At 59.5% G+C, this 24,340-nt stretch carries 22 protein-coding genes and 1 riboswitch; of the genes, 7 read left to right on the top strand and 15 right to left on the bottom strand.

Annotation, left to right across the window (positions count from 1 at the left end; genetic code table 11):
- Positions 1-289: 289 nt before the first annotated feature.
- The 6 genes from hlyD (at position 290) to clsB (ending at position 7,406) form a co-directional block, all read left to right on the top strand.
- Entirely contained in the window at positions 290-1,294 is a 1,005-nt protein-coding gene (gene hlyD / locus CPA59_RS09115; protein WP_049854317.1) for a secretion protein HlyD, read from the top strand.
- Positions 1,284-3,035, top strand: a complete 1,752-nt coding sequence (locus CPA59_RS09110; RefSeq protein WP_100849368.1) for an ATP-binding cassette domain-containing protein — start codon at positions 1,284-1,286, stop codon at positions 3,033-3,035. The genes hlyD and CPA59_RS09110 overlap by 11 nt, the downstream gene beginning before the upstream one ends.
- Positions 3,019-4,164 (top strand): ABC transporter permease, encoded by a 1,146-nt coding sequence (locus CPA59_RS09105; RefSeq protein ID WP_107759139.1) that lies wholly within the window; start codon positions 3,019-3,021, stop codon positions 4,162-4,164. The genes CPA59_RS09110 and CPA59_RS09105 overlap by 17 nt, the downstream gene beginning before the upstream one ends.
- Positions 4,165-4,228: 64 nt before the next feature.
- Positions 4,229-5,335: an ABC transporter permease gene (locus CPA59_RS09100; protein WP_100850444.1), complete on the top strand. Its 1,107-nt coding sequence runs from the start codon at positions 4,229-4,231 to the stop codon at positions 5,333-5,335.
- 92 nt (positions 5,336-5,427) lie between these two features.
- Complete coding sequence (locus CPA59_RS09095) at positions 5,428-6,198, top strand: endonuclease/exonuclease/phosphatase family protein (RefSeq protein WP_107759138.1); 771 nt, start codon at positions 5,428-5,430, stop codon at positions 6,196-6,198.
- Entirely contained in the window at positions 6,195-7,406 is a 1,212-nt protein-coding gene (clsB, locus tag CPA59_RS09090; protein WP_100849367.1) for a cardiolipin synthase ClsB, read from the top strand. The genes CPA59_RS09095 and clsB overlap by 4 nt, the downstream gene beginning before the upstream one ends.
- A gap of 277 nt (positions 7,407-7,683) precedes the next feature.
- Here clsB and CPA59_RS09080 read toward each other — a convergent pair whose 3' ends face one another.
- The 13 genes from CPA59_RS09080 to CPA59_RS09020 form a co-directional block, all read right to left on the bottom strand.
- On the bottom strand, positions 7,684-8,673 hold the full coding sequence (locus CPA59_RS09080) for an IS110 family transposase (RefSeq protein ID WP_107760790.1): 990 nt from the start codon (positions 8,671-8,673) through the stop codon (positions 7,684-7,686).
- Positions 8,674-9,005: 332 nt separating this feature from the next.
- Positions 9,006-9,716: a Bax inhibitor-1/YccA family protein gene (locus CPA59_RS09075; protein WP_038918705.1), complete on the bottom strand. Its 711-nt coding sequence runs from the start codon at positions 9,714-9,716 to the stop codon at positions 9,006-9,008.
- Positions 9,717-9,897: 181 nt separating this feature from the next.
- Positions 9,898-10,932 (bottom strand): ABC transporter ATP-binding protein, encoded by a 1,035-nt coding sequence (locus CPA59_RS09070; protein WP_107759136.1) that lies wholly within the window; start codon positions 10,930-10,932, stop codon positions 9,898-9,900.
- Positions 10,929-12,431 (bottom strand): iron ABC transporter permease, encoded by a 1,503-nt coding sequence (locus tag CPA59_RS09065; RefSeq protein WP_255412302.1) that lies wholly within the window; start codon positions 12,429-12,431, stop codon positions 10,929-10,931. The genes CPA59_RS09070 and CPA59_RS09065 overlap by 4 nt, the downstream gene beginning before the upstream one ends.
- Positions 12,432-12,555: 124 nt before the next feature.
- Entirely contained in the window at positions 12,556-13,572 is a 1,017-nt protein-coding gene (locus CPA59_RS09060; protein WP_107759134.1) for an iron ABC transporter substrate-binding protein, read from the bottom strand.
- 246 nt (positions 13,573-13,818) lie between these two features.
- A complete protein-coding gene (moaE, locus tag CPA59_RS09055) occupies positions 13,819-14,268 on the bottom strand; it encodes a molybdopterin synthase catalytic subunit MoaE (RefSeq protein WP_038918702.1) in 450 nt (149 codons plus the stop codon).
- 3 nt (positions 14,269-14,271) lie between these two features.
- Positions 14,272-14,517 (bottom strand): molybdopterin synthase sulfur carrier subunit, encoded by a 246-nt coding sequence (gene moaD, locus CPA59_RS09050; protein ID WP_038918701.1) that lies wholly within the window; start codon positions 14,515-14,517, stop codon positions 14,272-14,274.
- Positions 14,514-14,996 (bottom strand): cyclic pyranopterin monophosphate synthase MoaC, encoded by a 483-nt coding sequence (gene moaC, locus CPA59_RS09045; RefSeq protein ID WP_038659837.1) that lies wholly within the window; start codon positions 14,994-14,996, stop codon positions 14,514-14,516. The genes moaD and moaC overlap by 4 nt, the downstream gene beginning before the upstream one ends.
- Before the next feature lie 6 nt (positions 14,997-15,002).
- Positions 15,003-15,515, bottom strand: coding sequence for a molybdenum cofactor biosynthesis protein B (gene moaB / locus CPA59_RS09040; protein WP_038659841.1), 513 nt, complete (start codon positions 15,513-15,515; stop codon positions 15,003-15,005).
- Between the two features lie 31 nt (positions 15,516-15,546).
- On the bottom strand, positions 15,547-16,536 hold the full coding sequence (gene moaA, locus CPA59_RS09035) for a GTP 3',8-cyclase MoaA (protein WP_107759133.1): 990 nt from the start codon (positions 16,534-16,536) through the stop codon (positions 15,547-15,549).
- A riboswitch (molybdenum cofactor riboswitch) is annotated at positions 16,524-16,667 on the bottom strand. Its footprint overlaps the gene before it by 13 nt.
- A gap of 311 nt (positions 16,668-16,978) precedes the next feature.
- Positions 16,979-17,125, bottom strand: a complete 147-nt coding sequence (locus CPA59_RS09030) for a DUF2474 domain-containing protein (protein ID WP_071605258.1) — start codon at positions 17,123-17,125, stop codon at positions 16,979-16,981.
- 47 nt (positions 17,126-17,172) lie between these two features.
- Positions 17,173-18,180 (bottom strand): cytochrome d ubiquinol oxidase subunit II, encoded by a 1,008-nt coding sequence (gene cydB, locus CPA59_RS09025; protein WP_107759132.1) that lies wholly within the window; start codon positions 18,178-18,180, stop codon positions 17,173-17,175.
- 1 nt (position 18,181) lies between these two features.
- Positions 18,182-19,597, bottom strand: coding sequence for a cytochrome ubiquinol oxidase subunit I (locus CPA59_RS09020; RefSeq protein WP_100849362.1), 1,416 nt, complete (start codon positions 19,595-19,597; stop codon positions 18,182-18,184).
- Between the two features lie 631 nt (positions 19,598-20,228).
- On the opposite strand from CPA59_RS09020, the gene yvcK reads away from it, so the two are divergent.
- Positions 20,229-21,149 carry a uridine diphosphate-N-acetylglucosamine-binding protein YvcK gene (yvcK, locus tag CPA59_RS09015; protein WP_049854308.1) on the top strand — a complete coding sequence of 307 codons (921 nt, stop codon included), beginning with the start codon at positions 20,229-20,231 and terminating at the stop codon, positions 21,147-21,149.
- 3 nt (positions 21,150-21,152) lie between these two features.
- Here yvcK and CPA59_RS09010 read toward each other — a convergent pair whose 3' ends face one another.
- Entirely contained in the window at positions 21,153-21,584 is a 432-nt protein-coding gene (locus tag CPA59_RS09010) for a VOC family protein (protein WP_038918694.1), read from the bottom strand.
- A gap of 121 nt (positions 21,585-21,705) precedes the next feature.
- The gene (gene uvrB / locus CPA59_RS09005) at positions 21,706-23,718 is read right to left on the bottom strand and encodes an excinuclease ABC subunit UvrB (RefSeq protein ID WP_038918693.1); all 2,013 of its coding nucleotides are present in this window, start codon (positions 23,716-23,718) and stop codon (positions 21,706-21,708) included.
- Between the last annotated feature and the right edge of the window lie 622 nt (positions 23,719-24,340).

Here is a 24,340-nt window from a genome sequence, read left to right as displayed (position 1 = left end):
CGGTGCGTGACTGCGCGCGATTGTAACAGAAAATCGCTTGTTTGAGGAATTTTTATCTGTCGATCACATTTTATCCTCCGCATTCTGCGCAAAATGGCCGAGCTCTTCATGGATATCAATCGTTTACTGATTAAAAAGCCGGTTCTCTTCTGCCGCGGCAGCGCATATCCGCGCTGAATCAGCACGCCGTCAGTCAGAACACGGCAATCTGTTGAATATCGGATTATTCTTAAGTGATGTCGTCGTAATAGCGGGATCGGCAATCACACGAAGTCATATCGGGAGCGCTATGAATAAAAAAACAGGGGTATGGTTGGTGCTGGCGTTGTTCGCCGTCACCACCGCCGGCTACGGCTTGATGCACTACCGTAGCCAGCAGGATGCGCCGCTGACGCTGTACGGTAATGTGGATATCCGCAGCGTCAATTTGGGGTTCCGGGTCAGCGGACGCCTGACCGCTCTAAATGTGGATGAAGGGGAGGTTGTCCAGCCGGGGCAGTTGCTGGCCCGACTGGATAACGCGCCGCAGCAGAACGCACTACGGCAGGAAAAAGCCAGCGTAGCCAGCGCGCAGGCGCAACTGGCGCTGCTGCGGGAAGGCTACCGCAGCGAGGAAATCGCCCAGGTGCGTTCGCAACTGGAGCAGGCGCAGGCCGCCTACGACTACGCCAACAGCTTCTACCAGCGCCAGCTTGGCCTGTGGCAGCAACACACCCTGGCCGCCAACGCGCTGGAAGACGCCCGTTCCACCCGCAATCAAACGCAGGCGACGTTGCAGGCGGCGCGGGAAAAACTGAGCCAATATGAGCGCGGCAACCGGCCGCAGGAAATAGCCGCCGCCGAAGCATCGCTGGCGCAGGCGCAGGCCGCTGAAGCACAGGCGCAACTCAGTCTGCAGGATACGCGCCTGTACGCGCCCTCTCCCGGCGTGATTCTGACCCGGGCCGCCGAAGCCGGCAGCATGCTGAGCGCCGGCAGCACCGTCTTTACCCTGTCGTTGACCCAGCCGGTATGGATTCGCGCCTACGTCAATGAAACCCAGTTGGGCCGCGCCGCGCCCGGGCGCGAGGTGCTGATCTACACCGACGGCCGCCCGAACCGCCCCTATCACGGCAGAATCGGCTTTGTGTCGCCCAGCGCCGAATTTACGCCGAAAAATGTCGAAACCACGGAGTTGCGCACCGACCTGGTGTACCGGCTGCGCATCATCGTCAGCGACGCGGACGACGGTCTGCGTCAGGGGATGCCGGTAACCCTCACGCTGATGCAGGATCGGTCGCGCCATGACCAGTGACCCGCCGCTGATCCGCCTCGACGCGCTGGAAAAACGCTTCGACGGCATGACGAAACCGGCGCTGGCGCAGTTGAGCGCCGAGATTCGCGCCGGCGCGGTCACCGGGCTGGTGGGGCCGGACGGCGCCGGCAAGACCACGCTGATGCGCATGCTGGCCGGATTGCTGACGCCCAGCGCGGGCACGATTCGGGTGCTGGGGCTGGACCCGATCGCCGATGACCGCCAGTTACATGCCCGGCTCGGTTACATGCCGCAGAAATTCGGCCTGTACGAAGACCTCACCGTGATGGAAAACCTGACGCTGTACGCCGACCTGCGCGGCATCACCGGCGACATCCGGCGCGCCACCTTTGATCGGCTGTTGCAGTTTACCGACCTCACCCGCTTCACCACCCGGCTGGCGGGCAAACTCTCCGGCGGCATGAAGCAGAAACTGGGGCTGGCCTGCACCCTGCTGGGGCAGCCCGGCGTGTTGCTGTTGGATGAACCGGGGGTCGGCGTCGACCCGATCTCCCGCCGCGAACTGTGGCGGATGGTGCATGAACTGGCGGACGACGGCATGCTGATTCTGTGGAGCACCTCCTATCTGGACGAGGCCGAACAGTGCCGCGACGTGCTGCTGCTTAACGAAGGCGAATTGCTCTACCGGGGCGCCCCCGCCGACCTAACGCAGCGGATGGCGGGCCGCTGCCTGCTGCTCGACCAACCGGGCAGCAACCACCGCCGTCTACTGCAACAGGCGCTGCGTCAGCCGCAGGTGAGCGACGGCGTGATTCAGGGGCGCTACGTGCGGCTGATTCTGAAACCGCAGGCGGATCGCGCCGCGCTGCTGCACGCCCTCAAATTGCCGCCGGACAGCGTGCAGGACACCGCGCCGCGCTTTGAAGATGCGTTCATCGACCTGCTGGGCGGCGGGCCGAGCGCCACCTCGTCGCTGGCGGCTATTCTGCCGCAGTTGGACACTCACCGCGGGGAGACGGTGATCGAAGCGCGGAACCTGACCAAAAAATTCGGCGATTTCGCCGCCACCGACCGGGTGAATTTTCAGGTGCGCCGCGGTGAAATCTTCGGCCTGCTGGGGCCGAACGGCGCGGGGAAATCCACCACCTTTCGCATGATGTGCGGCCTGCTGACGCCGACCGAAGGTCAGGCGCTGGTGCTGGATATGGACCTCAAGACCCGTTCCGGCCGGGCGCGACAGCATCTCGGCTACATGGCGCAAAAATTTTCGCTGTACGGCAACCTGACCGTGGAACAAAACCTGCGCTTTTTCTCCGGCGTTTACGGCCTGCGCGGCCAGCATCAGCAGGATAAGGTGGACAGTATGGCGCAGGCGTTCAACTTTCATCCGATCTTCCAGCAAACGCCCGACGCGCTGCCGCTCGGCTTCCGCCAGCGGCTGGCGCTGGCCTGCGCGCTGATGCACGAACCGGACATCCTGTTTCTTGACGAGCCCACCTCCGGCGTCGACCCGTTTACCCGCCGGGAGTTCTGGCAACACATCAACGGCATGGTGGACAAAGGCGTGACGGTGATGGTCACCACCCATTTTATGGACGAAGCCGAATACTGCGACCGCATCGGGCTGGTGTACCGCGGCCGGCTCATCGCCAGCGGCACGCCGGATGACCTGAAACGTCAGGCCGCCAGCGACGACGCGCCGGAGCCGACCATGGAGCAGGCGTTCATCACGCTGGTGCAGGCCTATGATCAGGAGGCCGGCCATGTCACCACCAATTGACGATAAACGTTTTTCCTGGCGACGCTTACGCGCGCTGTGCCTGAAGGAAACCCGCCAGATCCTGCGCGACCCCAGCAGCGCGCTGATCGCTTTCGTCATCCCGCTGTTGTTGCTGTTCATCTTCGGCTACGGCATCAACCTCGACTCCAGCCGCCTGAACGTCGGCGTACTGATGGAGCAACACAGCGCCGAGGCCGATAGCCTGGCGCGCGCCTTTACCGGCTCGCCCTTTCTGTCCGTCACCCTCAGCGATAACCGCCCGGCGCTGATAGCACGGATGCAGGCCGGGCAGATTCGCGGTCTGGTGGTCATCCCGGCCGACTTCGCCAAACGGCTGGCGCACCCGCAGGATCGCGCGCCGATTCAGGTCATCACCGACGGCAGCGAGCCGAATACCGCGCAATTCGTGCAGGGCTACGCTCAGGGGGTGTGGCAACTCTGGCAGCAGCAATACGCGCAGGACCACGGCGGCCGCTATCAACCGCTGATTGAGGTGCAGACCCGCTACTGGTTCAACGCCGCCGCCATCAGCCGGCATTTCATCATTCCCGGCGCCATTACCATCATCATGACAGTGATCGGCGCGATCCTGACCTCGCTGGTGATCGCCCGCGAGTGGGAACGCGGCACCATGGAAGCGCTGCTTTCAACGCAGGTCACCCGCGCCGAACTGCTGCTCACCAAATTGCTCCCCTATTACGTGCTGGGGATGATCGCTATGGCCCTGTGCGTGGTGGTGGCGGTGTTTGTGCTGAGGGTACCTTATCGCGGCTCGCTGTGGCTGCTGTTCGGCCTGAGCAGCCTGTTTCTCGCCAGTACGCTGGGGATGGGGTTGCTGATTTCCACCCTGACCCGTAATCAGTTCAACGCGGCGATGGTGGCGCTCAACGCCGCCTTTCTGCCGGCGGTAATGCTGTCCGGGTTTATTTTCGAAATCCACAGCATGCCGGTGCCGGTACAGGCGGTGTCGTACCTGATCCCCGCCCGCTATTTCGTCAGCACGCTGCAAACCCTGTTTCTGGCCGGGAATATCGGTAGCGTGCTGCTGATGAACCTGCTGTTTTTAATGACGTCCGCGGTGTTTTTCATCGGCCTGACCGCCTGGAAAACCCGCCGCCGACTGGATTAGGTGCGGTAATTCATCCACCGGGCCGTGCCGGATGTATGCCGGCACGCTGATGAGGGAAAAGAGTATGTTGCATCGTCTGTGGACGCTGATCCGCAAAGAGCTTCAGTCATTGCTGCGCGAGCCGCAAACCCGCGCCATTCTGGTGTTGCCGGTGCTGCTGCAGGTGTTACTGTTCCCGTTCGCCGCCACGCTGGACGTCACCGACGCCACGCTCGCCATTTACAGCGAAGACAACGGCCCGGCTTCGGTGGAGCTGACGCAGCGTTTCGCCAGCGCCAGCGCCTTTTCTCGGGTCATCACCCTGCACAACCCGCAGGACATCGCGCCCACGATCGATAACCAGCGGGCGCTGCTGCTGGTGCGTTTCCCGCCCGATTTCTCGCGCCAGTTGGTCAGCGGCACGCCGACCAGCATCCAGCTTCTGCTCGATGGACGCCACTCCAACAGCGCCCAGATCGCCGCCCGCTATGTACAACAGATCGTGCAGGATTATCAGTTAGAGCAGTTGAACGATCCGGCGCTGACGCACCAGAGCAAGCTGGTGATTCGTCACTGGTACAACCCGAATCTGGACTACAAATGGTTCGTGGTGCCGTCGCTGGTGGCGCTGATCACCACCATTGGCGTGTTGATCGTCACCGCGCTGTCGGTGGCGCGCGAACGGGAACAGGGCACGCTGGAACAGCTGCTGGTTTCGCCGTTGTCCACCGGGCAGATCTTTGTCGGTAAGGCGGTGCCGGCGCTGATTGTCGCCACCGTTCAGGCCAGCATCGTGCTGGCGGCCGGCATCCTCGCCTACCGCATCCCGTTTTCCGGCTCGCTGCTGCTGTTCTACCTCAGCATGCTGGTGTACGGGCTGTCGCTGGTAGGGTTCGGGCTGCTGATTTCTTCGCTCTGTTCCACCCAGCAACAGGCGTTCATCGGCGTCTTTGTCTTCGTAATGCCCGCTATTTTGCTGTCCGGCTACGTGTCGCCCGTCGAGAATATGCCGTTATGGCTGCAACAGCTTACCTGGGTCAACCCGGTGCGCCATTTCACCGATATTACCAAACAGATATATCTGAAAAACGCCAGCCTGGCCGTGGTCTGGCGCGGGGTGTGGCCGCTGCTGGCAATCACCGCCACCACCGGCAGCGCCGCCTACGCCCTGTTTCGGCGCAAGATTGGCTAGGCTGGCGCAAACCGCCGGCGCCCGCCGTCAGCGACGCTTTGCCAAACACTGACTACACTGATTATTCAGCTACTTGGGAACGAGGGAAAACAATGGATACCGTCTCGCAACCGTCATTGGGGTTTTCTTTCACCGTGCTGACCATCAATACCCATAAAGGGTTCAGCGCACTGAACCGCCGCTTCATCCTGCCGGAACTGCGCGATGCCGTACGCTCGGTTTCCGCCGATATCGTCTGTCTGCAGGAAGTGCTGGGCCGCCATTCCACCCATCCGTTGCAGGTAGAACACTGGCCGGACACCTCGCACTACGAGTTTCTGGCGGAAACCATGTGGAACGATTACGCCTACGGGCGCAATGCGGTCTACCCGGAAGGCGAGCACGGCAACGCGGTGCTGTCGCGCTTTCCCATTTTCAGCTATCGCAATCTGGACGTATCGGTATCCGAAAAAGCCAAACGCGGCATCCTGCATTGCGTACTGAAAGTCCCCAACCGGGATTTACATATCCACATCGTGTGCGTACACATGGGGCTCACCGCCTCGCACCGGCGACAGCAAATGGCATTATTGTGCGACCTGCTGGCGACGCTACCCGCCGAGGTGCCCCTGATCGTCGCCGGAGATTTCAATGACTGGCAGATGAAAGCCAGCGCCCTGCTGAAACGCAGCGCCGGTCTGGAAGAGGTATTCAGTCAGCATTTCGGTAAACCGGCACGGACCTTTCCGGCTCGCTTTCCATTGCTGCGCCTCGACCGCATCTATGTGCGCAACGCCCGAACCAGCGTACCGAAGTTGCTGCCGTCCAAACCCTGGTCGCACTTGTCCGATCATGCGCCGCTGGCGGTGGAGATTCATTTGTGAAAACCGAATGGCGCGACGGCAACCAAATTGAACTACTGGTGAATGGCGACGAATTCTATCCCAGCGTGTTTGACGCGATCCGTCAGGCCCGCAATCGGGTGGTGCTGGAAACCTTCATCTGGTTTGAGGACAAGGTCGGCTACGCGTTGCGGGAAGCGCTGATCGCGGCGGCGCAGCGCGGCGTCAGCGTGGATGCCACCGCCGACGGCTATGGTTCGCACGACCTGTCGCCCGCCTTTCTCGCACCGATGGTGGAAGCCGGCGTACGCTTCCATTTTTACGACCCGCGCCCACGCCTGTTCGGCCTGATGCGTACCAACCTGTTCCGGCGTCTGCACCGCAAGATCGTGGTGGTGGACAGCCACACCGCCTGGATAGGCGGCATCAACTACTCGGCCGACCACCTGAGCGACTACGGCCCGGAAGCCAAGCAGGATTACGCCGTTAAAGTGCGCGGCCCGGTAGTGGACGATATCTACCGGTTTGTGCTGGCGGCGCTGGCCCATGATGAGGAGCCGCGCATCTGGTGGCGGCGACGCTTTCGCCGCGCCGTGCGCAACCCCCACCCCGGTAACGCGCAGGCGCTGTTTGTCTGGCGCGACAACGGTCTGCACCGGCGCGACATCGAACGTCAATACCTGCTGATGCTGCGACGAGCCAAACGCGAGGTGGTGATCGCCAATGCCTATTTTTTCCCCGGCTATCGCCTGCTGCGGGCGATGCGCAAGGCCGCGCGACGAGATGTGCGGGTACGGTTGATCATTCAGGGACAGCCGGATATGCCGATCGTTCTGGTGGGAGCGCGTCTGCTCTATCCCTGGCTGGTGAAAGCCGGGGTGGACATTTATGAATACCGTCGTCAGCCGTTGCACGGCAAGGTCGCGTTGCAGGATGAATACTGGACCACCATTGGCTCCAGCAACCTGGATCCGCTCAGTCTGGCGCTCAACCTCGAAGCCAATCTGATCATCAATGACCGCGACTTCAACCAGCAACTGCGGGACAACCTGCACCAGCTTATTCGCGAAGACTGCGTACGGGTTGACCCTGCGCAACTACCGAAACGCTCGTACTGGCAGATGCTCAAAAACGTAGTGGTGTTCCATTTCCTGAAACGCTTCCCGTCGATGGTCGGCTGGTTGCCGGCGCACAGCCCGCAGTTAACCCAGGTGGGCCCCCCGCCGACGGATGACAGCGAAAAGAAATAACAAACACAAGCAGAGCCAATTTGGCCCGTTAGATTGCTGATAACCTTTAAATGTCAGGCGAAGGTTTTTCTGGCGTAAAAAACTGTGCTGAGGTAGGCGACTTCGCCGGATGCGCGGCAGGGACGCCGCGCAAGCCCGTGCCGCGTCTGGAACGCGTCACGGGCGGTCCGAACAGCGAAGGCGAATGCCGAAGGAACCGCGTAGCGGCACAGTTTAGCCACCAGCCAGTGGTCAAGGAGAGGTGGCGTTTGAGTAACCGTGTTGCCAGTCAAGTATTTCAACTGGCTACCACCCCATAATTCTTGTCATAGCGCTGCTGCGTATGCAGCACGCCATAACACAGATGGACCAGTTTCCTCATCGCCGCGCCTACCGCCAACATCTTCGCCTTGCCTTTCAGCAAAAGTCGCTCGTATTGCGCTTTTACATGACGATTGTGACTGATGGCGGCTATGGCTCCCATATACAGCTTTGCCCGCATCGCGGGCGGCCCTATTTTCGACAACCTGGCTCTGCCTCGTACCGAGGTGCCTGAGCGACGCTCTACCGGGATAACCCCCAGATACGCCGCTACCTGCTCCGCGCTCCTGAAGTGACCGCTCCGGATGGTGGCTAACATATTCCAGCCGATTTGGTCGCCAACACCATCAATCGATTTCAGGAGCTTCAGGTCGTTTTTTAGTCCGGGATGCTTGTCTATGTGGTCTTCTATCAGTCGCTCAATGCGTTCCAGCTCACTCTTTACATGCCGCACCATCGAGTCCAGCGACGCCACGACCTCTTCCGGGGCCTGTGTGGATGCTAACGTGCTCAGCCGATTTTCTATGCGTTGTTTATCACTCAGCAGACTATCCCTGTGCTGGAGTAATGCCTTGAGTTTCCTTATTTCTGGCGAAGGCGGGCTCCAGCCCTCCGGTTGGCGCAAACCGCCATAACAGGCCAGCACATAGGCATCCACTTTATCCGTCTTCGTGAGTATCCCCATTCCCCTGGCGAATTCACGCAACCGATGAGGGTTTATCACGGATACGGCAATGCCTGACTGATGAAGACCATAAGCGAGGTGTTCGTGATAAACCCCCGTGGCTTCCATGATGATATGGGCCTGACCCGGGTCACATTTTTGTCGCGTTAGCCATTCAGCCAAAGCCTGAACGGCGTTGGGGCTATTGGGTAACGTTTTCGTCTTCCGTTTACCTTTCATGCCATCAGCTAACAAACACACATCGACAAAACGCTTACTGATATCAATACCAACGTAATACATAATGATGTCCCCTTTCACTGAAGCCATCACGCCCGTTCCGCTTGTACATTCAGAGTCAGTGCTCTGGGTAACCGTTCAATGTTAATGCTGGCGTGAAAGGTGAAACAGAGGGCTTAAACTCAACCACAAGGTTTATAGCCCTGGCTCTCCTTCGAAGCTCACTCTGTTTCATGTCGTGATAGCTAATCACGACATGAGCAAGATACAAACCTCTCCTTGTCGTGCGTGCGATGATGTGGCAAAGAAACCACGCCGTTTATCCCGCACGAAATCATTCACTGACCAGACAAACTTCACCGTTCACAAAACAACCCGGCTGTTGGTTAACACCCTCACCGACGACTGCCGAACAAACGCAGCAGCATCAGGAACAGGTTGATGAAATCGAGATACAGGGTCAGTGCGCCCATGATCGAGTACTTGCGGAAACTGTCCCGGTCATCGACCGACAGCTCTTCACCGATGTTTTTCAGTTTCTGCGTGTCGTAAGCGGTCAGGCCGACAAACACCAGCACCCCGATGTAGGTGATGGCAAGCTGCAACCCTTCGCTTTTCAGCCAGAAATTCACCAGCGTGGCCAGCAGAATACCGATCAGCGCCATAAACAGCATGCTGCCCATGCCGGTCAGGTCGCGCTTGGTGACATAGCCGTACAGACTCATGGCGCCGAACATACCGGCGGTAATCACAAAGGTGCTGGCGATGGATTCGCCGGAGTAGACGATGAAAATACTGGAAAGCGTCAGGCCGGTCAGCGCGGAATAGAGCATAAACAGCGTGGTGGCGACGCCGCCGCTCAGGCGGTGCACCATGCCGGACAGCACAAACACCAGCCCCAGTTGGGCAATCACCAGCCCAAAGAAGGTGATCTTGCTGGAGAACACCATCTGCAACACCGCCGGGGTGTTAGCGGCATACCAGGCAACAAACGCGGTCAGCAACAGACCGCAGGTCATCCAGCCATAGACCTGCGCCATATAAGTTTGCAGACCGGTGCCGGCCTGCTGGACGATGGAACCGTTAGAACGTGGAAATCGATCCATGATGCAACCTTTGCATTGAGTGAAACAGAACGGGCTTACGCCCACCTGTTTTTCAGCTTAACACAAAATGCTACACGCAACGGATAACGCTTCCTCAACGGTCATCGCAATTTATGTAGGCTATGCGCCCGCACGGCGCGTGATTACGGCCAGCGCTCCACAGTGAAGGCGGCCGCCGGAACTAATCCAGTCGGTGCGCCCGCCCGGCTACCGTCAGATTGACGCCGCAACCGATGACGATATCTTCCCGGCTGACGCTTTTCAGTTCGATCATCTGCGCGCTATTGGTCATTCGCAGGCGCAGCGTGGACACGAATCCGGCAAACTCGATGTTCGCCACCACCGCCTGCGGCGCCGCCGACGGCTCGGCCAGCGAGAGCTGAATCTGCTCCGGTCGCAGCATGATGCGTGCGGCGCCGGCGGACTGATTATCGTCAACCGCGATATCGCCCAGCGCGCACGCGGCGCGCCCGTCTTTCAACTGTGCCGACAGCACCAGCGTGTCGCCAAGAAACGCGGCGGCGGCTTCATCCACCGGGCGCAGATACAACGACTGCGGCGATCCCACCTGCACCAGCCGCCCTTGCCGCATGACGGCCACCTGATCGGCAAACGACAACGCCTCCGCCTGATCGTGAGTCACCAGAATCGACGCCACGCCCGCCTCCGCCAGCAGGGCGGAAACCGCCTGACGGGTCGCGGCGCGCAGGCCGGTATCCAGCGCCGAGAAAGGTTCATCCAACAGCATCAGCGTCGGGCGCTGAGACAACGCGCGCGCCAGCGCCACCCGCTGCTGCTGGCCGCCGGATAATTCATGCGGCCACAGTGCTGCCAGCCGCGAGTCCAGCGACACCATCGCCATCAGTTCATCAATGCGCCGCTGTTTATCCTGTTTACTGCCCTCAAGCCCGAAACCGATGTTCTGCGCCACGGTAAAGTGCGGAAACAGCGCGCCGTCCTGCGGTACAAAGCCGATGCCGCGCTGGTGCGCCGGCACCCACTGGTGCGCATCTGCCACCACGCGCGTTTGCAGCCGCACGGTGCCGCTATCCGGCGCCTCGAAACCGGCAATAATACGCAGCAACGTTGTCTTACCGGAACCGGAGGGGCCGACAATCGCGGTACGGCTGCCCGGCGCAACCTGCAAATCTATACCATCCAGCACCGAGACGGCATTGAAAGATTTGCCGATGCCATAAAGTTCAAGCGTATTCATAAACCTGCCGTACGTTTCGATTGAGAATAGAGCAACCAGGTCAGCGGGAGCGACAGCACCACCATAATCAACGCATAGGGCGCGGCCGCCATATAGTCGATTTCACTGGTTAACGCCCAAAAGCCGGTCGCCAGCGTGCGGGTGCCGTTCGGCGCCAGCAACAGCGTGGCGGTTAATTCGTTGGTGACGGCGAGAAACACCATCGCCGCCCCAGCCGCCGCGCCCGGCGCCGCCAACCGCAGCGTGATGCGCCACAACGCCCGCCCGGGCGAACACCCCAGACTGCGCGCGACGTTTTCCAATTCCACCGGCGCCTGCGCAATGCCGGCGCGCAGGTTAATCAGCGCTCGCGGCATAAACATCAGCACATAGGCCAGCAGCAGGGTGAATTCGGTCTGGTACAGCGGCCGCAGGGTATGAATGGTTACGGTGACCAGCGCCAGCGCCACCACAATGCCCGGCAACGCGCTGGTGATGTAATTACAGCCTTCCAGCAGGCGATACAGCCGCGACGGATGGCGCACCGACAGCCAGGCCATCGGAAACGCGCACAGCGTCACCAGCGCCGCGCCGCTGACGCCCAGCCACAACGTCTGGCGCAATGCGGGCCACAGTTCGTCGTTGCGCCACACCTCCATGCCGCCGAGCCACAGCCAGCGAGCGAGCGTCATCAGCGGTACGCCCAGCGCCAGCACGGTTAACGCCAGCGGCAACAAAACGCAAACCAGCGCCGCCGGCGACGACAGCCGCCAGGGCGTCAGGTTACGGGCGCTGCCGGAGCCGACGCGGGCATAGCGCACGCGTCCGCGGGTCAGCGCTTCCAGCAGCAGCAGCCCCAGACAGCACAACACCAGCACGCCCGCCAGCATGTTTGCCGCCAGACCGTTAAAGGTAGACTGGAACTGTTCGAAAATTGCGGTGGTGAAGGTATCGAAGCGAATCATGGCGTACAGGCCGTATTCCGCCAGCAGATGCAATGCAATCAGCAGCGAACCGCCCCACACCGCCAGCCGTAGCTGCGGCAACACCACGCGAAAAAAAACACGCCAGGGTCTGGCGCCCAGTGAGGTCGCCACATCTTCCAGGCTGGGATCAAGCCGGCGCAGCACCGCCGCCGCCGGCAGATAAATAAACGGGAAATAGGCGAGAACCGACAGGAACACGCCCGCCGCCAGGCCATGCATGCCGGGCAACAGGCTGATCCAGGCATAACTTTGAACAAAGGCCGGTACCGCCAGCGGCGCGGTCAACAACAGCGACCACGCGCGGCGCCCCGGCAACGTGGTACGCTCGGTCAGCCAGGCCAGCGCTACCCCGAGCAGCGTGCAGAGCGGCAGCGTCACCGCCACCAGCAATACGGTATTAAGCAGCAGTTCCCCGACCCGAGGCCGGAACACCAGCGCTTTTATCGTTTCCCAGTCGGTTTCAAGGGTGATACCCACCACGAAACCCAACGGCAGCAACGCCAGCAACGACAACAGCAAGGCCATCAGCGCCATGCCGCCGCCAGCAATCCGGTATGGCCGCGCCCCCGGTCGCACCGGGTGGGTCACACCGACGCCGGCGACTTTCCATTCCACATCGGCCATATGCCTTATTGTACTCCCGCCCTGCACTGACGCATTACAGCAGACCTGCTTCGGTCATCAGCTCAACCACTTTCTTGCCGTTAAGTTTGGCGGCGTCCACTTTCGGCGCCTGCAGGTCTTTCAGCGGCACCAGTTTCGGGTTGGACTCGGCATTCACGCCCACCGCGTATTCAAAGGCGGTGTTGGTACGCAGCACTTCCTGACCTTTCTTACCGGTGATCCACTTGACGAAAGCCTGAGCCTGTTGCTTATGCTTGCTGGAGGCCAGCACGCCGCCGCCGGAGATGCTGACGAACGCGCCCGGATCCTGATGTTTGAAGTAGTACAGACGGATATTTTTGCTGTTTTCGCCGGTTTTAGCGCCGTCGACAAACGGGTAGTAGTGGTAAATAACGCCGCTGTCGATCTGGCCGGCGTTCACCGCTTTCATCACCGTACTGTTGCCTTTATAAGCGGTGAAGTTGGTTTTCATCGCCTTCAGCCATTCCAGCGTCGCTTTCTCGCCTTTCAGCTCCAGCACCGCGCTGACAATCGCCTGGAAATCGGCGCCGGACGGGGATGCGGCCCAGCGGCCTTTCCATTCCGGTTTAGCCAGGTCCATCAGCGACTTCGGCAATTGCGCCTCGGTCAGTTTCTCCGGATTGTAGACAAACACCGTCGAGCGAGCGGCGATGCCGATCCAGCGACCGTGGGACGGACGATACTGCGGCTCCACCTGCGCCAGCGTATCGGCGTCCAGCGGCGCGAACAGGTTGGCGTTATCCACCAGCACCATCGACGGCGAGTTTTCCGTCAGGAACACGTCGGCCGGAGAGGCATTGCCTTCCTGCACCAGTTGGTTGCCCAATTCGCTGTCGCCGCCATTACGCAGCGTGACTTTAATGCCGGTTTCCTGAGTAAAACCATCTACCCACGATTTCACCAGGTTTTCGTGCTGCGCGTTGTAAATCACAATACCTTCATCTTCAGCCTGCGCGCCGAAGGAGAACCCCATCACCAGGGAAGACGCCAGCAGGGTGGCGGGGAACAGGGAAGCAATACGCCGTTTCATACCATTATCCTTTTCACTGTATGGCAATTAACTGTATGACAATAAAAGCGAATCAGGCGGAACATAACCGCCGGCTCATTATCGTAGCACTAAAATAGAAATAAAAATGATTCTTATTAATTATTTCCTTAACACTATTTTAATGCAAAATTTATAATTCACTGCTTTTTATCGCTTTTTCTTCAACGGTGAAATTATTACGCTGAAAATCATACAGCGGCGGCAATCAATCCGCCGCCGTTGCCATTACCAACGCTCCGCCGCCTGCCGATCGCTATCGCGGGCGTCCACCCAGCGGTCGCCATCCGACGTCGCTTCCCGTTTCCAGAACGGCGCGCGCGTTTTGAGGTAATCCATGATGAATTGCGCCGCCTCGAACGAGGCATGGCGGTGGGCGCCGCTGACGCCGACAAAGACGATTTCGTCGCCGGGATAGAGCGCGCCGACGCGGTGAATCAGGCTCACGCGCTGAATCGGCCAACGCTGCCGCGCCGCGTCGACAATCTCCGTCAGCGCCTTTTCCGTCATGCCCGGATAATGCTCCAGCGTCAGCGCGTTGACGTGATCGCCCAGATTATGATTGCGCACTTTGCCGGTGAACGTCACCACCGCGCCGTCCGCATCGCTCGCCGCCAGCCAGGCATACTCGTCGCCCACGCTGAACGGCGCTTCCCCTACCTGAATACGCGTCTCCATCACTCAGCCTCCGGTTACCGGCGGGAAAAACGCCACTTCGTCGCCATCGGTCAGAGGGTGCGACATCGCCACCAGCGACTGATTCACCGCCGCCAGCAACTTACCGTCTTCCAGCGCCAACGCCCAGCGGTCGCTCCGCGCGCACAGCGCCTGTCGCAACGACGCCACGTCCCGATATTCCGCCGACAGCGAGAGCCGATCGGTGCCGGTCAGTTCCCGCACCTGCGCAAAAAACAACACGGTAATCATGATGCCTCCGCCTTGAAATCACCGGATTTACCGCCGCTTTTCGCCAGCAACCGCACCGGGCCGATCACCATGTCTTTCTGCACCGCTTTGCACATGTCATAAATGGTCAGCGCCGCCACCGAGGCGGCGGTCAGCGCCTCCATTTCCACACCGGTCTTGCCGGTCAGCCGACACAGGGATTCAATCCGCACCCGGTTGTGCTCCGGCTGGGCTTCCAGCTCCACCGCCACTTTGCTCAACAACAGCGGATGGCACAGCGGGATCAGCTCCCAGGTACGCTTGGCGGCCTGGATACCGGCGATGCGCGCGGTGGCGAAGACATCGCCCTTGTGATGCCGCCCGTCGATGATCATCGACAGGGTCTGCGGCGCCATTTCCACAAAGGCTTCGGCGCGCGCCTCGCGCACCGTGTCCGCCTTGTCGGAAACATCCACCATCGCCGCTTCACCGGCTGCGTTAATGTGGGTCAGTTGTGACATAACAGCTTACTTTTTCAAATGGGGATAAAGGTTACAGGGTTTCTGGCGCGCATCCAGTTGCTCGCGGATAATGCGCTCCCAGGCGGTATGACAGGCTTTGGTCGACCCCGGCACGCCGAAAATCGCCGTCTGGTTAGCCAAACCGGCAATGGCGCGGGACTGAATGGTGGCGGTGCCGATCTCTTCGTACGACACCATGCGGAACAGTTCGCCAAACCCGTCGATTTCCCGGTCGAACAGCACCCGGACCGCCTCCGGCACCAGGTCGCCCGGCGTAAAACCGGTGCCGCCGTTGATCAGGATAACCTGTACATCGTCGCTGGCTACCCAGGCGGAAACCTGCGCGCGGATCTGGTACAGGTTTTCGCTGACAATCGCGCTGCCCGCCAGTTGATGCCCATCATGCTGCAACGCTTCACGCAGATAATCGCCGGACGTATCGTCGGCGGCGGTGCGGCGCGACGACACCGTCATCACCGCCACGCGCAGAGGAATAAATTCGCTGCTGACCTTGCTCATAAACACTCCTTAACGCTATTGCGCGGCCGGTTCAGCCGCCGATAAAGGACAGATTCGGGGTAATGCCGCTGTTGCCGTCGTGCAGGAAATGCGATTGCCGTTTGCTGCTCAGGCCGCCGGAAATACGCAGCTTCAGCGCCTCCTGCTGGTCGTCATCCGTCAGCAAATCGCGCAGCGGAATGCCCTGCTCGCCGAACAGGCACAGGTGCAGATTGCCGATGGCCGACACCCGCAGCCGATTGCAGCTCTGACAAAAGTCTTTTTCGTACGGCATGATCAACCCCACTTCACCCTGATAATCCGGGTGCGAGAACACCTGCGCCGGGCCGTCGCTGCGCGCCCGCTCCTGCTGTTGCCAACCTTGTTGCAACAAGCGCTCGCGGATCACCTGACCGGATACATGGTGACGGCGGAACATCGACCGCCCTTCGCCGGTTTCCATCAGTTCAATAAAACGCAGTTGGATCGGCCGGGTGCGGATCCAGTCGAGAAAGGTGTGCAGGCTGCTGTCGTTGACATCGCGCATCAGTACGGTATTGACTTTCACCCGGCGAAATCCGCTGGCGAAGGCGGCATCGATGCCGTCCATCACCTGACGAAATTTGTCCTGCCCGGTAATGGCGTGAAACTGGCGGGCATCCAGGCTGTCGACGCTGACGTTAAGCGCCGTCAGCCCGGCCTCGCGCCAGCTCGCCACATCCCGCGCCAGCCGGTAACCGTTGGTGGTGACCGCCAGCGTGCGAATCGCCGGGTTTTCGCGGATAGCGGCAATAATGTCGACAAAATCCCGGCGCAAAGACGGCTCGCCTCCGGTCAGGCGCACCTTTTCGGTGCCCAGATCGGCAAACGCGCGGCCAACGCGGCGGATTTCATCCAGCGACAGAAAACGATGGGGCGTCGCGCCGTTCGACTGGTAGCCGTCCGGCAGACAATAGGTACAGCGAAAATTACAGACGTCCGTTATCGACAGGCGCAAATAGTAAAACTTGCGCGCAAACGCATCGGTCAGTTGACTCACCATAAACACCTTTCCAAATACGGGAGATGCGGGCATTTCTACCCTGCACCCTGGTGACCATCGGCCACGGCCAGGGAACCGTATCCTCGCTTGCGCGCGAACTTAGGCTCCGGGGCTAGGAGTTTGATTTCCCGGCGTCGCTTCACCGACGCCGAACAACCGTGATTGCTTCATGAAGTCTATCGCCAAATCAGGTTATCCGTCACTGAAAATGCGGTATATAATCCTGTATATAGCGGATTTCATTCACTATTTTTGCGCTCAGCATAGCGGAAATCCACTCAGCTTTCCTGACCTGAGTCATAGGATGACGCTTATCCCCTACCCCTCTGGAGGTAAGGCGCGCGAAATGAACCGGTTTGCCCGGTTAAAGAAAGCTGCCCGCCGAATAACCGGCAGGCATGGGGCGCGGATAAAAAATACGGCAGATACTACGGCAAATAAATCAGTGCGTTTTCAACCCGGCGGCGGTCATCAGCAGGCGAAACAGCGTCGCGACCACGCCGAGCGCCAGCACGCTGGCGCTCCATAGCACCGCCATCCATACCAGCCGCCGCCACAGCGGCCGCACCGGTTTTGGCGATGTCGCCATGTCGATTGCACTTTCCCTGGCAACGGTTCGTACGGCAAACAGCTTCATCAGTGGTACCCCTCATCCGGCCGGGTTTTTCCCCGGAAAACGTAATAACTCCAAAAGGTGTAACCCAGGATCACCGGGATGATCAGCAGCGCGCCGACCAGCATGAACCCCTGGCTCTGCGGCGGCGCGGCGGCATCCCACAGCGTCAGCGACGGCGGAATGATCATCGGCCACAGGCTGATGCCAAGCCCGGTGAAACCGAGGAAAATCAGCGCCAGCGTCAGCAGGAACGGAGAATAATGCGCGTGGCGACGCACGCCGCGCACTATTCCCGCCGCACAGGCCGCCACCAGCAACGGAACCGGCAGGAACCAGAACAGATTAGGCAGCGAAAACCAGCGCTGTTTGACCGCTGGATGCGCCAGCGGCGTCCACAGGCTAATGACCGCGATCACCGCCAGTAACGCCACCACCAGCGACGGCGCCAGCGCCGACATGCGGCGATGCAGCCTCTGCCCGGTTTTCATGATAAGCCAGGTACACCCCAGCAGCGCATACGCCACCACCAGTCCAGCGCCGCAAAACAGCGAAAACGGCGTCAGCCAGCCTAATACCGGGCCGGAAAAATGGCGATCGGTCACCTCAAAGCCGTTGAGCACCGCACCGACGGTGACGCCCTGAAAGAAGGTGGCGACCAGCGAGCCCCACATAAAAGCGCTATCCCAGAACGGGCGGTGCGACGGCGTCGCCTTGAAGCGAAACTCAAAAGCGACGCCGCGAAAAATCAGCCCAACCAGCATCAGCGTCAGCGGAATAGTCAGCGCATCCACAATCACCGCGTAAGCCAGCGGGAACGCGCCGAACAATCCGGCGCCGCCCAGCACCAACCAGGTTTCGTTGCCATCCCATACCGGCGCGACGGTATTGACCATCAGGTCCCGGTCGGCGGCGTGGCGATGAAAAGGAAACAAGATGCCGATGCCCAGATCAAAGCCGTCCATCACGATGTACATCAGCGTGGCGAAGATGATGATGGCGAACCAGATGACAGAAAGTTCGATACCCACGTTATTTCCCCTCTTCCAGCGTTTCCGGTACCGCGGACAGCGGCCGCGCCGGCGTAGACGATTGCCCCGGCCCGCCGGTAGATGCGGCGTCCCCCTCTCCCGCTTGCGGCCCTTTCTTGATCAGCCGCACCAGATAGACATAACCGACGCCGAATACCGACAGATACACCGCGATAAACAGCAGCAGACTGATGCTCATTTGCAGGTCGCCGTGCGCCGATACTGCGTCACGGGTGCGCTGCAGACCGTAAACCACCCACGGCTGGCGGCCCACCTCGGTGGTAAACCACCCCGCCAGAATCGCGATCAGCCCCGACGGCCCCATCAGTAGGGTAAACCACAAAAACGGCCGCGACTGATACAACCGGCGACGCCAGCGCAGCCACAGACCGATAACACCCAGCAGGATCATCAGCATGCCCAGCCCGACCATGATGCGAAATGACCAGAACACCACCGTCGAATTGGGGCGTTCGTCTTTCGGGAAACTTTTCAATGCCGGCACCTGCTTGTCCAGGCTGTGGGTCAGGATCAGGCTGCCCAGATAAGGAATTTCCAGCGCATAGCGGGTGGTTTCACGCTCCATATCCGGCCAGCCCACCAGGATCAACGGCGTCGGTTCGCCGGGCGGGTTATCCCAGTGGCCTTCTATCGCGGCAATTTTGGCCGGCTGGTATTTCAGCGTATTAAGGCCGTGCATATCCCCCAGCAGCGCCTGAACCGGCGCCACGATTAACGCCATCCAGAGCGCCATCGACAGCATTTTGCGAATCGCCGGCGTGTCGTTGTGACGCAGCAAATGCCAGGCGGCGGACGCGCCGACAAAGAAGGCGCTGGCAAGAAACGCCGCCGTCGCCATGTGCATCAGCCGGTACGGAAAGGACGGGTTGAAGATCACCGCCAGCCAGTCCACCGGCACCACTACGCCGTTATGGATTTCATGCCCCTGCGGGGTCTGCATCCAGCTGTTGGACGCGAGGATCCAGAACGTGGAAATGATGGTGCCAAGCGCCACCATGCAGGTGGCGAAGAAGTGCAGCCCCGGGCCTACCCGCTGCCAGCCAAACAGCATGACGCCAAGGAAACCGGCTTCCAGAAAAAAGGCGGTCAGCACCTCGTAGGTCAGCAACGGGCCGGTGATACTGCCGGCAAACTGGGAAAATCCACTCCAGTTAGTGCCAAACTGATAAGCCATCACCAGGCCGGACACCACGCCCATGCCAAAATTGACGGCAAAGATTTTCGACCAGAAATGGTAAAGATCGCGGTAGTCGCGGTTATTGGTTTTCAGCCATAACCCTTCCAGCACCGCCAGAAAACTGGCCAGCCCGATGGTGATGGCGGGAAAAATGATATGGAAGGATACCGTGAAGGCAAACTGGATCCTTGCCAGATGAAATGCATCGAGTCCGAACATGTCTTACCTCTGGACTGCAAACAGTCCTGCTATCGATTTACTTGTCGGCTGGGCGCGGGCCGGAATAGGAGCTATCGCCGACGCGCGCCGAACGAAACAGCGCCAGCCGTACTCACGCTGATGGCGGAATACCACTGGCAAGGATCTTAGAATGGGTGGGAATAAATGGACATAAACAGTCTGTATTATTTACGCCATAACAGTTTACGCTATAACAGCATGATTTCGCTGTACGTGACTTTTATTTTCCGGTGAAAAATTCGCAAATAAAAAATACAAATAAACTTAAAAAACAAAAACATAATAATAAATATGAAAAATATAACAGCATGCTTTATTACACTATTTATCAAGCCATCATATTTTAAAAAATCCGGTTTCCTGTTATTAACGATTATCGGCTAACCACTGATTTCCGCTGAAAAATCTATCCGTCGACGAACCTTTTTCTGGTTAACCGGCTGGCATTTCCTGCACCGCCGCCCAGCGCTTTTTTGCCGCCGGTTGTACAACCGGTAACCATCCGGTAAGACGCGTGGAAAATTTCTGCCGGCGCTTATGCTGCTTCAGGCCAAGATGTGGTATATATCCGCTACTTTTTACGGCAGATAACCGAAAGATAAGGGTATTTATGGGGAATCGCACATTGGCGGAGCTGGATCGTGTGGTGGCGCTGGGCGGCGGTCACGGACTGGGGCGCGTCATGTCGTCGCTCTCCTTTCTGGGGTCACGGCTGACCGGCATCGTCACCACAACCGACAATGGCGGCTCCACCGGGCGAATTCGCCGTTCGGAAGGCGGCATCGCCTGGGGCGACACCCGGAACTGCCTGAACCAGTTGATCACCGCCCCCAGCGTGGCGTCGGCAATGTTCGAGTACCGCTTCAGCGGCAACGGCGAACTGTCCGGCCACAATCTTGGCAATCTGATGCTTAAGGCGATGGATCACCTCAGCGTGCGTCCGCTGGAAGCCATCAACCTGATCCGTAATCTGCTCAAGGTGGACGCGCTGCTGATTCCGATGTCGGAACAACCGGTAGACCTGCTGGCGATTGATGCCCAGGGCAATCCGGTGTACGGCGAAGTGGCGGTAGACCAGCTCGCCACCCTGCCGCAGGATCTGATGCTCTACCCGGCCGCCCCCGCCACACGGGAAGCGCTGACGGCGATTACCGAGGCGGACCTGATCCTGATCGGCCCCGGCAGCTTTCTCACCAGCCTGATGCCGCCGTTACTGCTTACCGATCTGGCGCAAGCGCTGCATGACGCCCGCGCCCCGGTGGTGTACATCGGTAATCTGGGGGACGAACAAAGTCGAATCGCTACCCGCCTGACGCTGGCGCAGAAGCTGCAGCTTATCGAGAGCAAAATTGACCGGCGCATCATTGACGCCGTGGTCGTCGCGCCCCGAACGGACACCCGCGGGGTGGACGATCGCCTGATTATTCAGCAGCCGCTGGCAGCGCAGGACGTACCGCACCACCATGACCGCGTACTGTTGCGCGCGGCGCTGGAGCAGGCGGCACAATCGCTGGGACTATGCCCTGCCTGAGGTTCACTCTCTGAGCCACGGCGTATGGGTCATGCCCAGCAGCAGGCCCTCTGGGCTGAGGAAGCGGGTTACCGTCTGCCCCCAGGGCTCCAGCCGGTTCTCCACTAACAGCGGATATCCCTGCTGTTTGACCGCTTCGGTAGCGGCGGCGATATCCGCCACTTCCAGTTCCATCCAGCCCTGCGGCCTTGGATACGCCGACGGCCAGTCATCACTGCCGAAACAAGACTGACTGGCCTGCGCCAGCGGCCATAGCGCGAAATGCTTCACGCCGCCCAACTCGTCGCAGGAGAGGTAGATGTCATTGCCTTCCATCGGCTTTAGCGGCAGGTTCAACATCGTCTGATAGAACGTCTGACTAGCCGGAGCGGATACCGTTACCGGCCCAAAGCCAGCCACGAACAGCACGTCTACGCCAGGAATCGGATTATTCATCACTCAGCCTCTCTTTTGTATATGCTCTGCATCTGTGTAGGTTCTGCATCTGTATATAGGCGCTGCCTCGCCATGCCGCCGGCCGGGCGACAACGCCAGCACAGCGCTCACGCCGGTATCATCATGACGCGGCGATAAACTGTTCGCGCAGCGCGTGAATCTCGTCGCGCAGCCGGGCGGCTTCCTCGAATTCCAGATTCTGCGCATGGGCCAGCATCTGACTTTCCAGCTCGCGGATTTTTTGATCCAGCGCTTTTGGCGACAGTTGCTGGTAATGCGCCGCCGGTTCGGCCGCTTTCTTGCCGCGCCCTTTGCCCCGGCCGTTAGTCGGCTGACCAATCTGCAGGATGTCGCCAATCTTCTTGTTAAGCCCCTGCGGCACGATGCCATGTTGTTCGTTGTACGCCTGCTGTTTCTCGCGACGGCGCAGAGTCTCATTCATGGCGCGTTCCATCGACGGCGTAATCTTGTCGGCATACAAAATCGCCTTGCCGTTGAGGTTACGCGCCGCCCGGCCGATGGTCTGAATCAGCGATCGTTCCGAACGCAGGAACCCTTCCTTATCGGCATCCAGAATCGCCACCAGCGACACTTCCGGCATGTCCAGACCTTCACGCAACAGGTTGATGCCCACCAGCACGTCGAACTCGCCCAGACGCAAATCGCGGATGATCTCCACCCGCTCCACGGTATCAATATCAGAGTGCAGATAACGCACCCGCTCGCCGTGCTCTTCCAGATACTCGGTCAGGTCTTCCGCCATCCGCTTGGTCAGGGTGGTGACCAGCACGCGCTCGTTGATGACGGAGCGTTTACGAATTTCCGACAGCAAGTCATCCACCTGGGTGGTCACCGGGCGGACTTCCAGTTCCGGGTCCAGCAGACCGGTCGGCCGCACCACCTGATCGATCACCTCGCCGCCGGATTTTTCCAGCTCGTAATTGCCCGGCGTCGCCGACACATAGATGGTCTGCGGCGCCAGCGCTTCGAACTCCTCGAATTTCATCGGCCGGTTGTCCAGCGCCGACGGCAGGCGAAAACCGTACTCTACCAGCGTTTCCTTGCGCGCCCGGTCGCCGCGGTACATCCCGCCCAGTTGCGGAATGGTGACGTGGGATTCGTCGATCACCAGCAGACCGTCGGCCGGCAGGTAATCGAACAGCGTCGGCGGCGGTTCGCCCGGCCCGCGGCCGGACAGAAAGCGGGAGTAGTTTTCAATGCCGGAGCAATAGCCCAGCTCATTCATCATCTCCAGATCGAAGGTGGTGCGCTGCGCCAGCCGCTGTTCTTCCAGCAACTTATTGCCGGCGAGCAGCACCTGACGGCGCTCCGCCAGCTCAACCTTGATCTCTTCCATCGCCTGCAGGATGCGTTCGCGCGGCGTGACGTAGTGGGTTTTGGGGTAGATGGTGTAACGCGGCACCGTCTGCACAATATGCCCGGTGAGCGGGTCAAACAGCGACAGCCGCTCCACCTCTTCGTCGAACAGTTCCACCCGCAGGGCGATGTCTTCAGATTCCGCCGGAAAAATATCGATGATCTCGCCGCGCACGCGAAAGGTGCCGCGCGAAAACGCCTGATCGTTGCGGGCGTACTGCAACTCCGCCAGCCGCCGCAGGATGGCGCGCTGGTCGATCAGCATGCCCTGAGTCAGGTGCAGCATCATCTTTAGATACAGGTCCGGATCGCCCAGACCGTAAATGGCGGACACCGACGCCACCACCACCACGTCGCGCCGCTCCAGCAGCGCCTTGGTGGCGGACAACCGCATCTGTTCGATGTGTTCGTTGACCGAGGCGTCCTTCTCGATGAAGGTGTCCGAACTCGGCACGTAGGCTTCGGGCTGATAGTAGTCGTAGTAAGAGACGAAATACTCCACCGCATTATCCGGAAAAAACGCTTTCATCTCGCCATACAGCTGCGCCGCCAGCGTCTTGTTGGGCGCCAGCACCATCGTCGGCCGGTTGAGGTCGGCAATCACGTTGGCGATGGTGAACGTTTTACCGGACCCCGTTACCCCCAGCAGCGTCTGGTGCGCCAGTCCGTCTTCCAGCCCTTCTTCCAGGCGGCGTATCGCCTCGGGCTGATCGCCGGCGGGTTTGAAATCAGAATGCAGTTTGAACGCTTTACTCATGGATAAGACACCCGGATAAAAAACGGTTGGAATCACGCAACGGACATCGGCGGGTTAGGCCAGCGTCGCCGACAGGGAGAGACACACCTAGTATGAAAATCCCCGGTCAGATTTGCCAGCCACATATTACTGGATATAAAAACAGCATCAAGCAATTCTTAACCATTGACGGCACAACCATAGCGCCCTGCTTGACTAGCACAGAGTGATGCCGCTAATCCAGCAAAAAATAATGCATTTATCCCCAGAAATGCCGTTTCTCAAATTAGCTGCTACGACCAGTGCCGGTGATTTATTCAAACGGGTCCCGCTGCAATAAAAGTGACTTGCTTTTAATTAATTATTTGATTTTTAATGATTTTATAAAAAAGCGGAGATTAGCATCAAACCAGGCGCAACCCGCGCCAGCTCTCGGCTGGCGCGTTTTTTCTAACCCTAATGCACACGGTTATCCACAGAAATAGTGGATAACTCCCACAAGCGCCCGCGCCTCCTGTATTGGCGTGTTTTACTGTTTTTTTCCGCCACGAAAGCGCAAGGCGCTTTTAAACAAGATTTCCGTGTTTGACCCGGCGATCATTATAAAAAAAAGTGCTAAATGACACAGACTTAGCAAGAAGAA

Origin of the sequence: Dickeya sp. Secpp 1600 (assembly GCF_003049805.1) — a bacterium.
GTDB classification, from domain to species: Bacteria; Pseudomonadota; Gammaproteobacteria; order Enterobacterales; family Enterobacteriaceae; genus Dickeya; species Dickeya fangzhongdai.
Note: the sequence above shows the minus strand (reverse complement) of the source record. Positions and strands in the feature narration are given on the sequence as shown.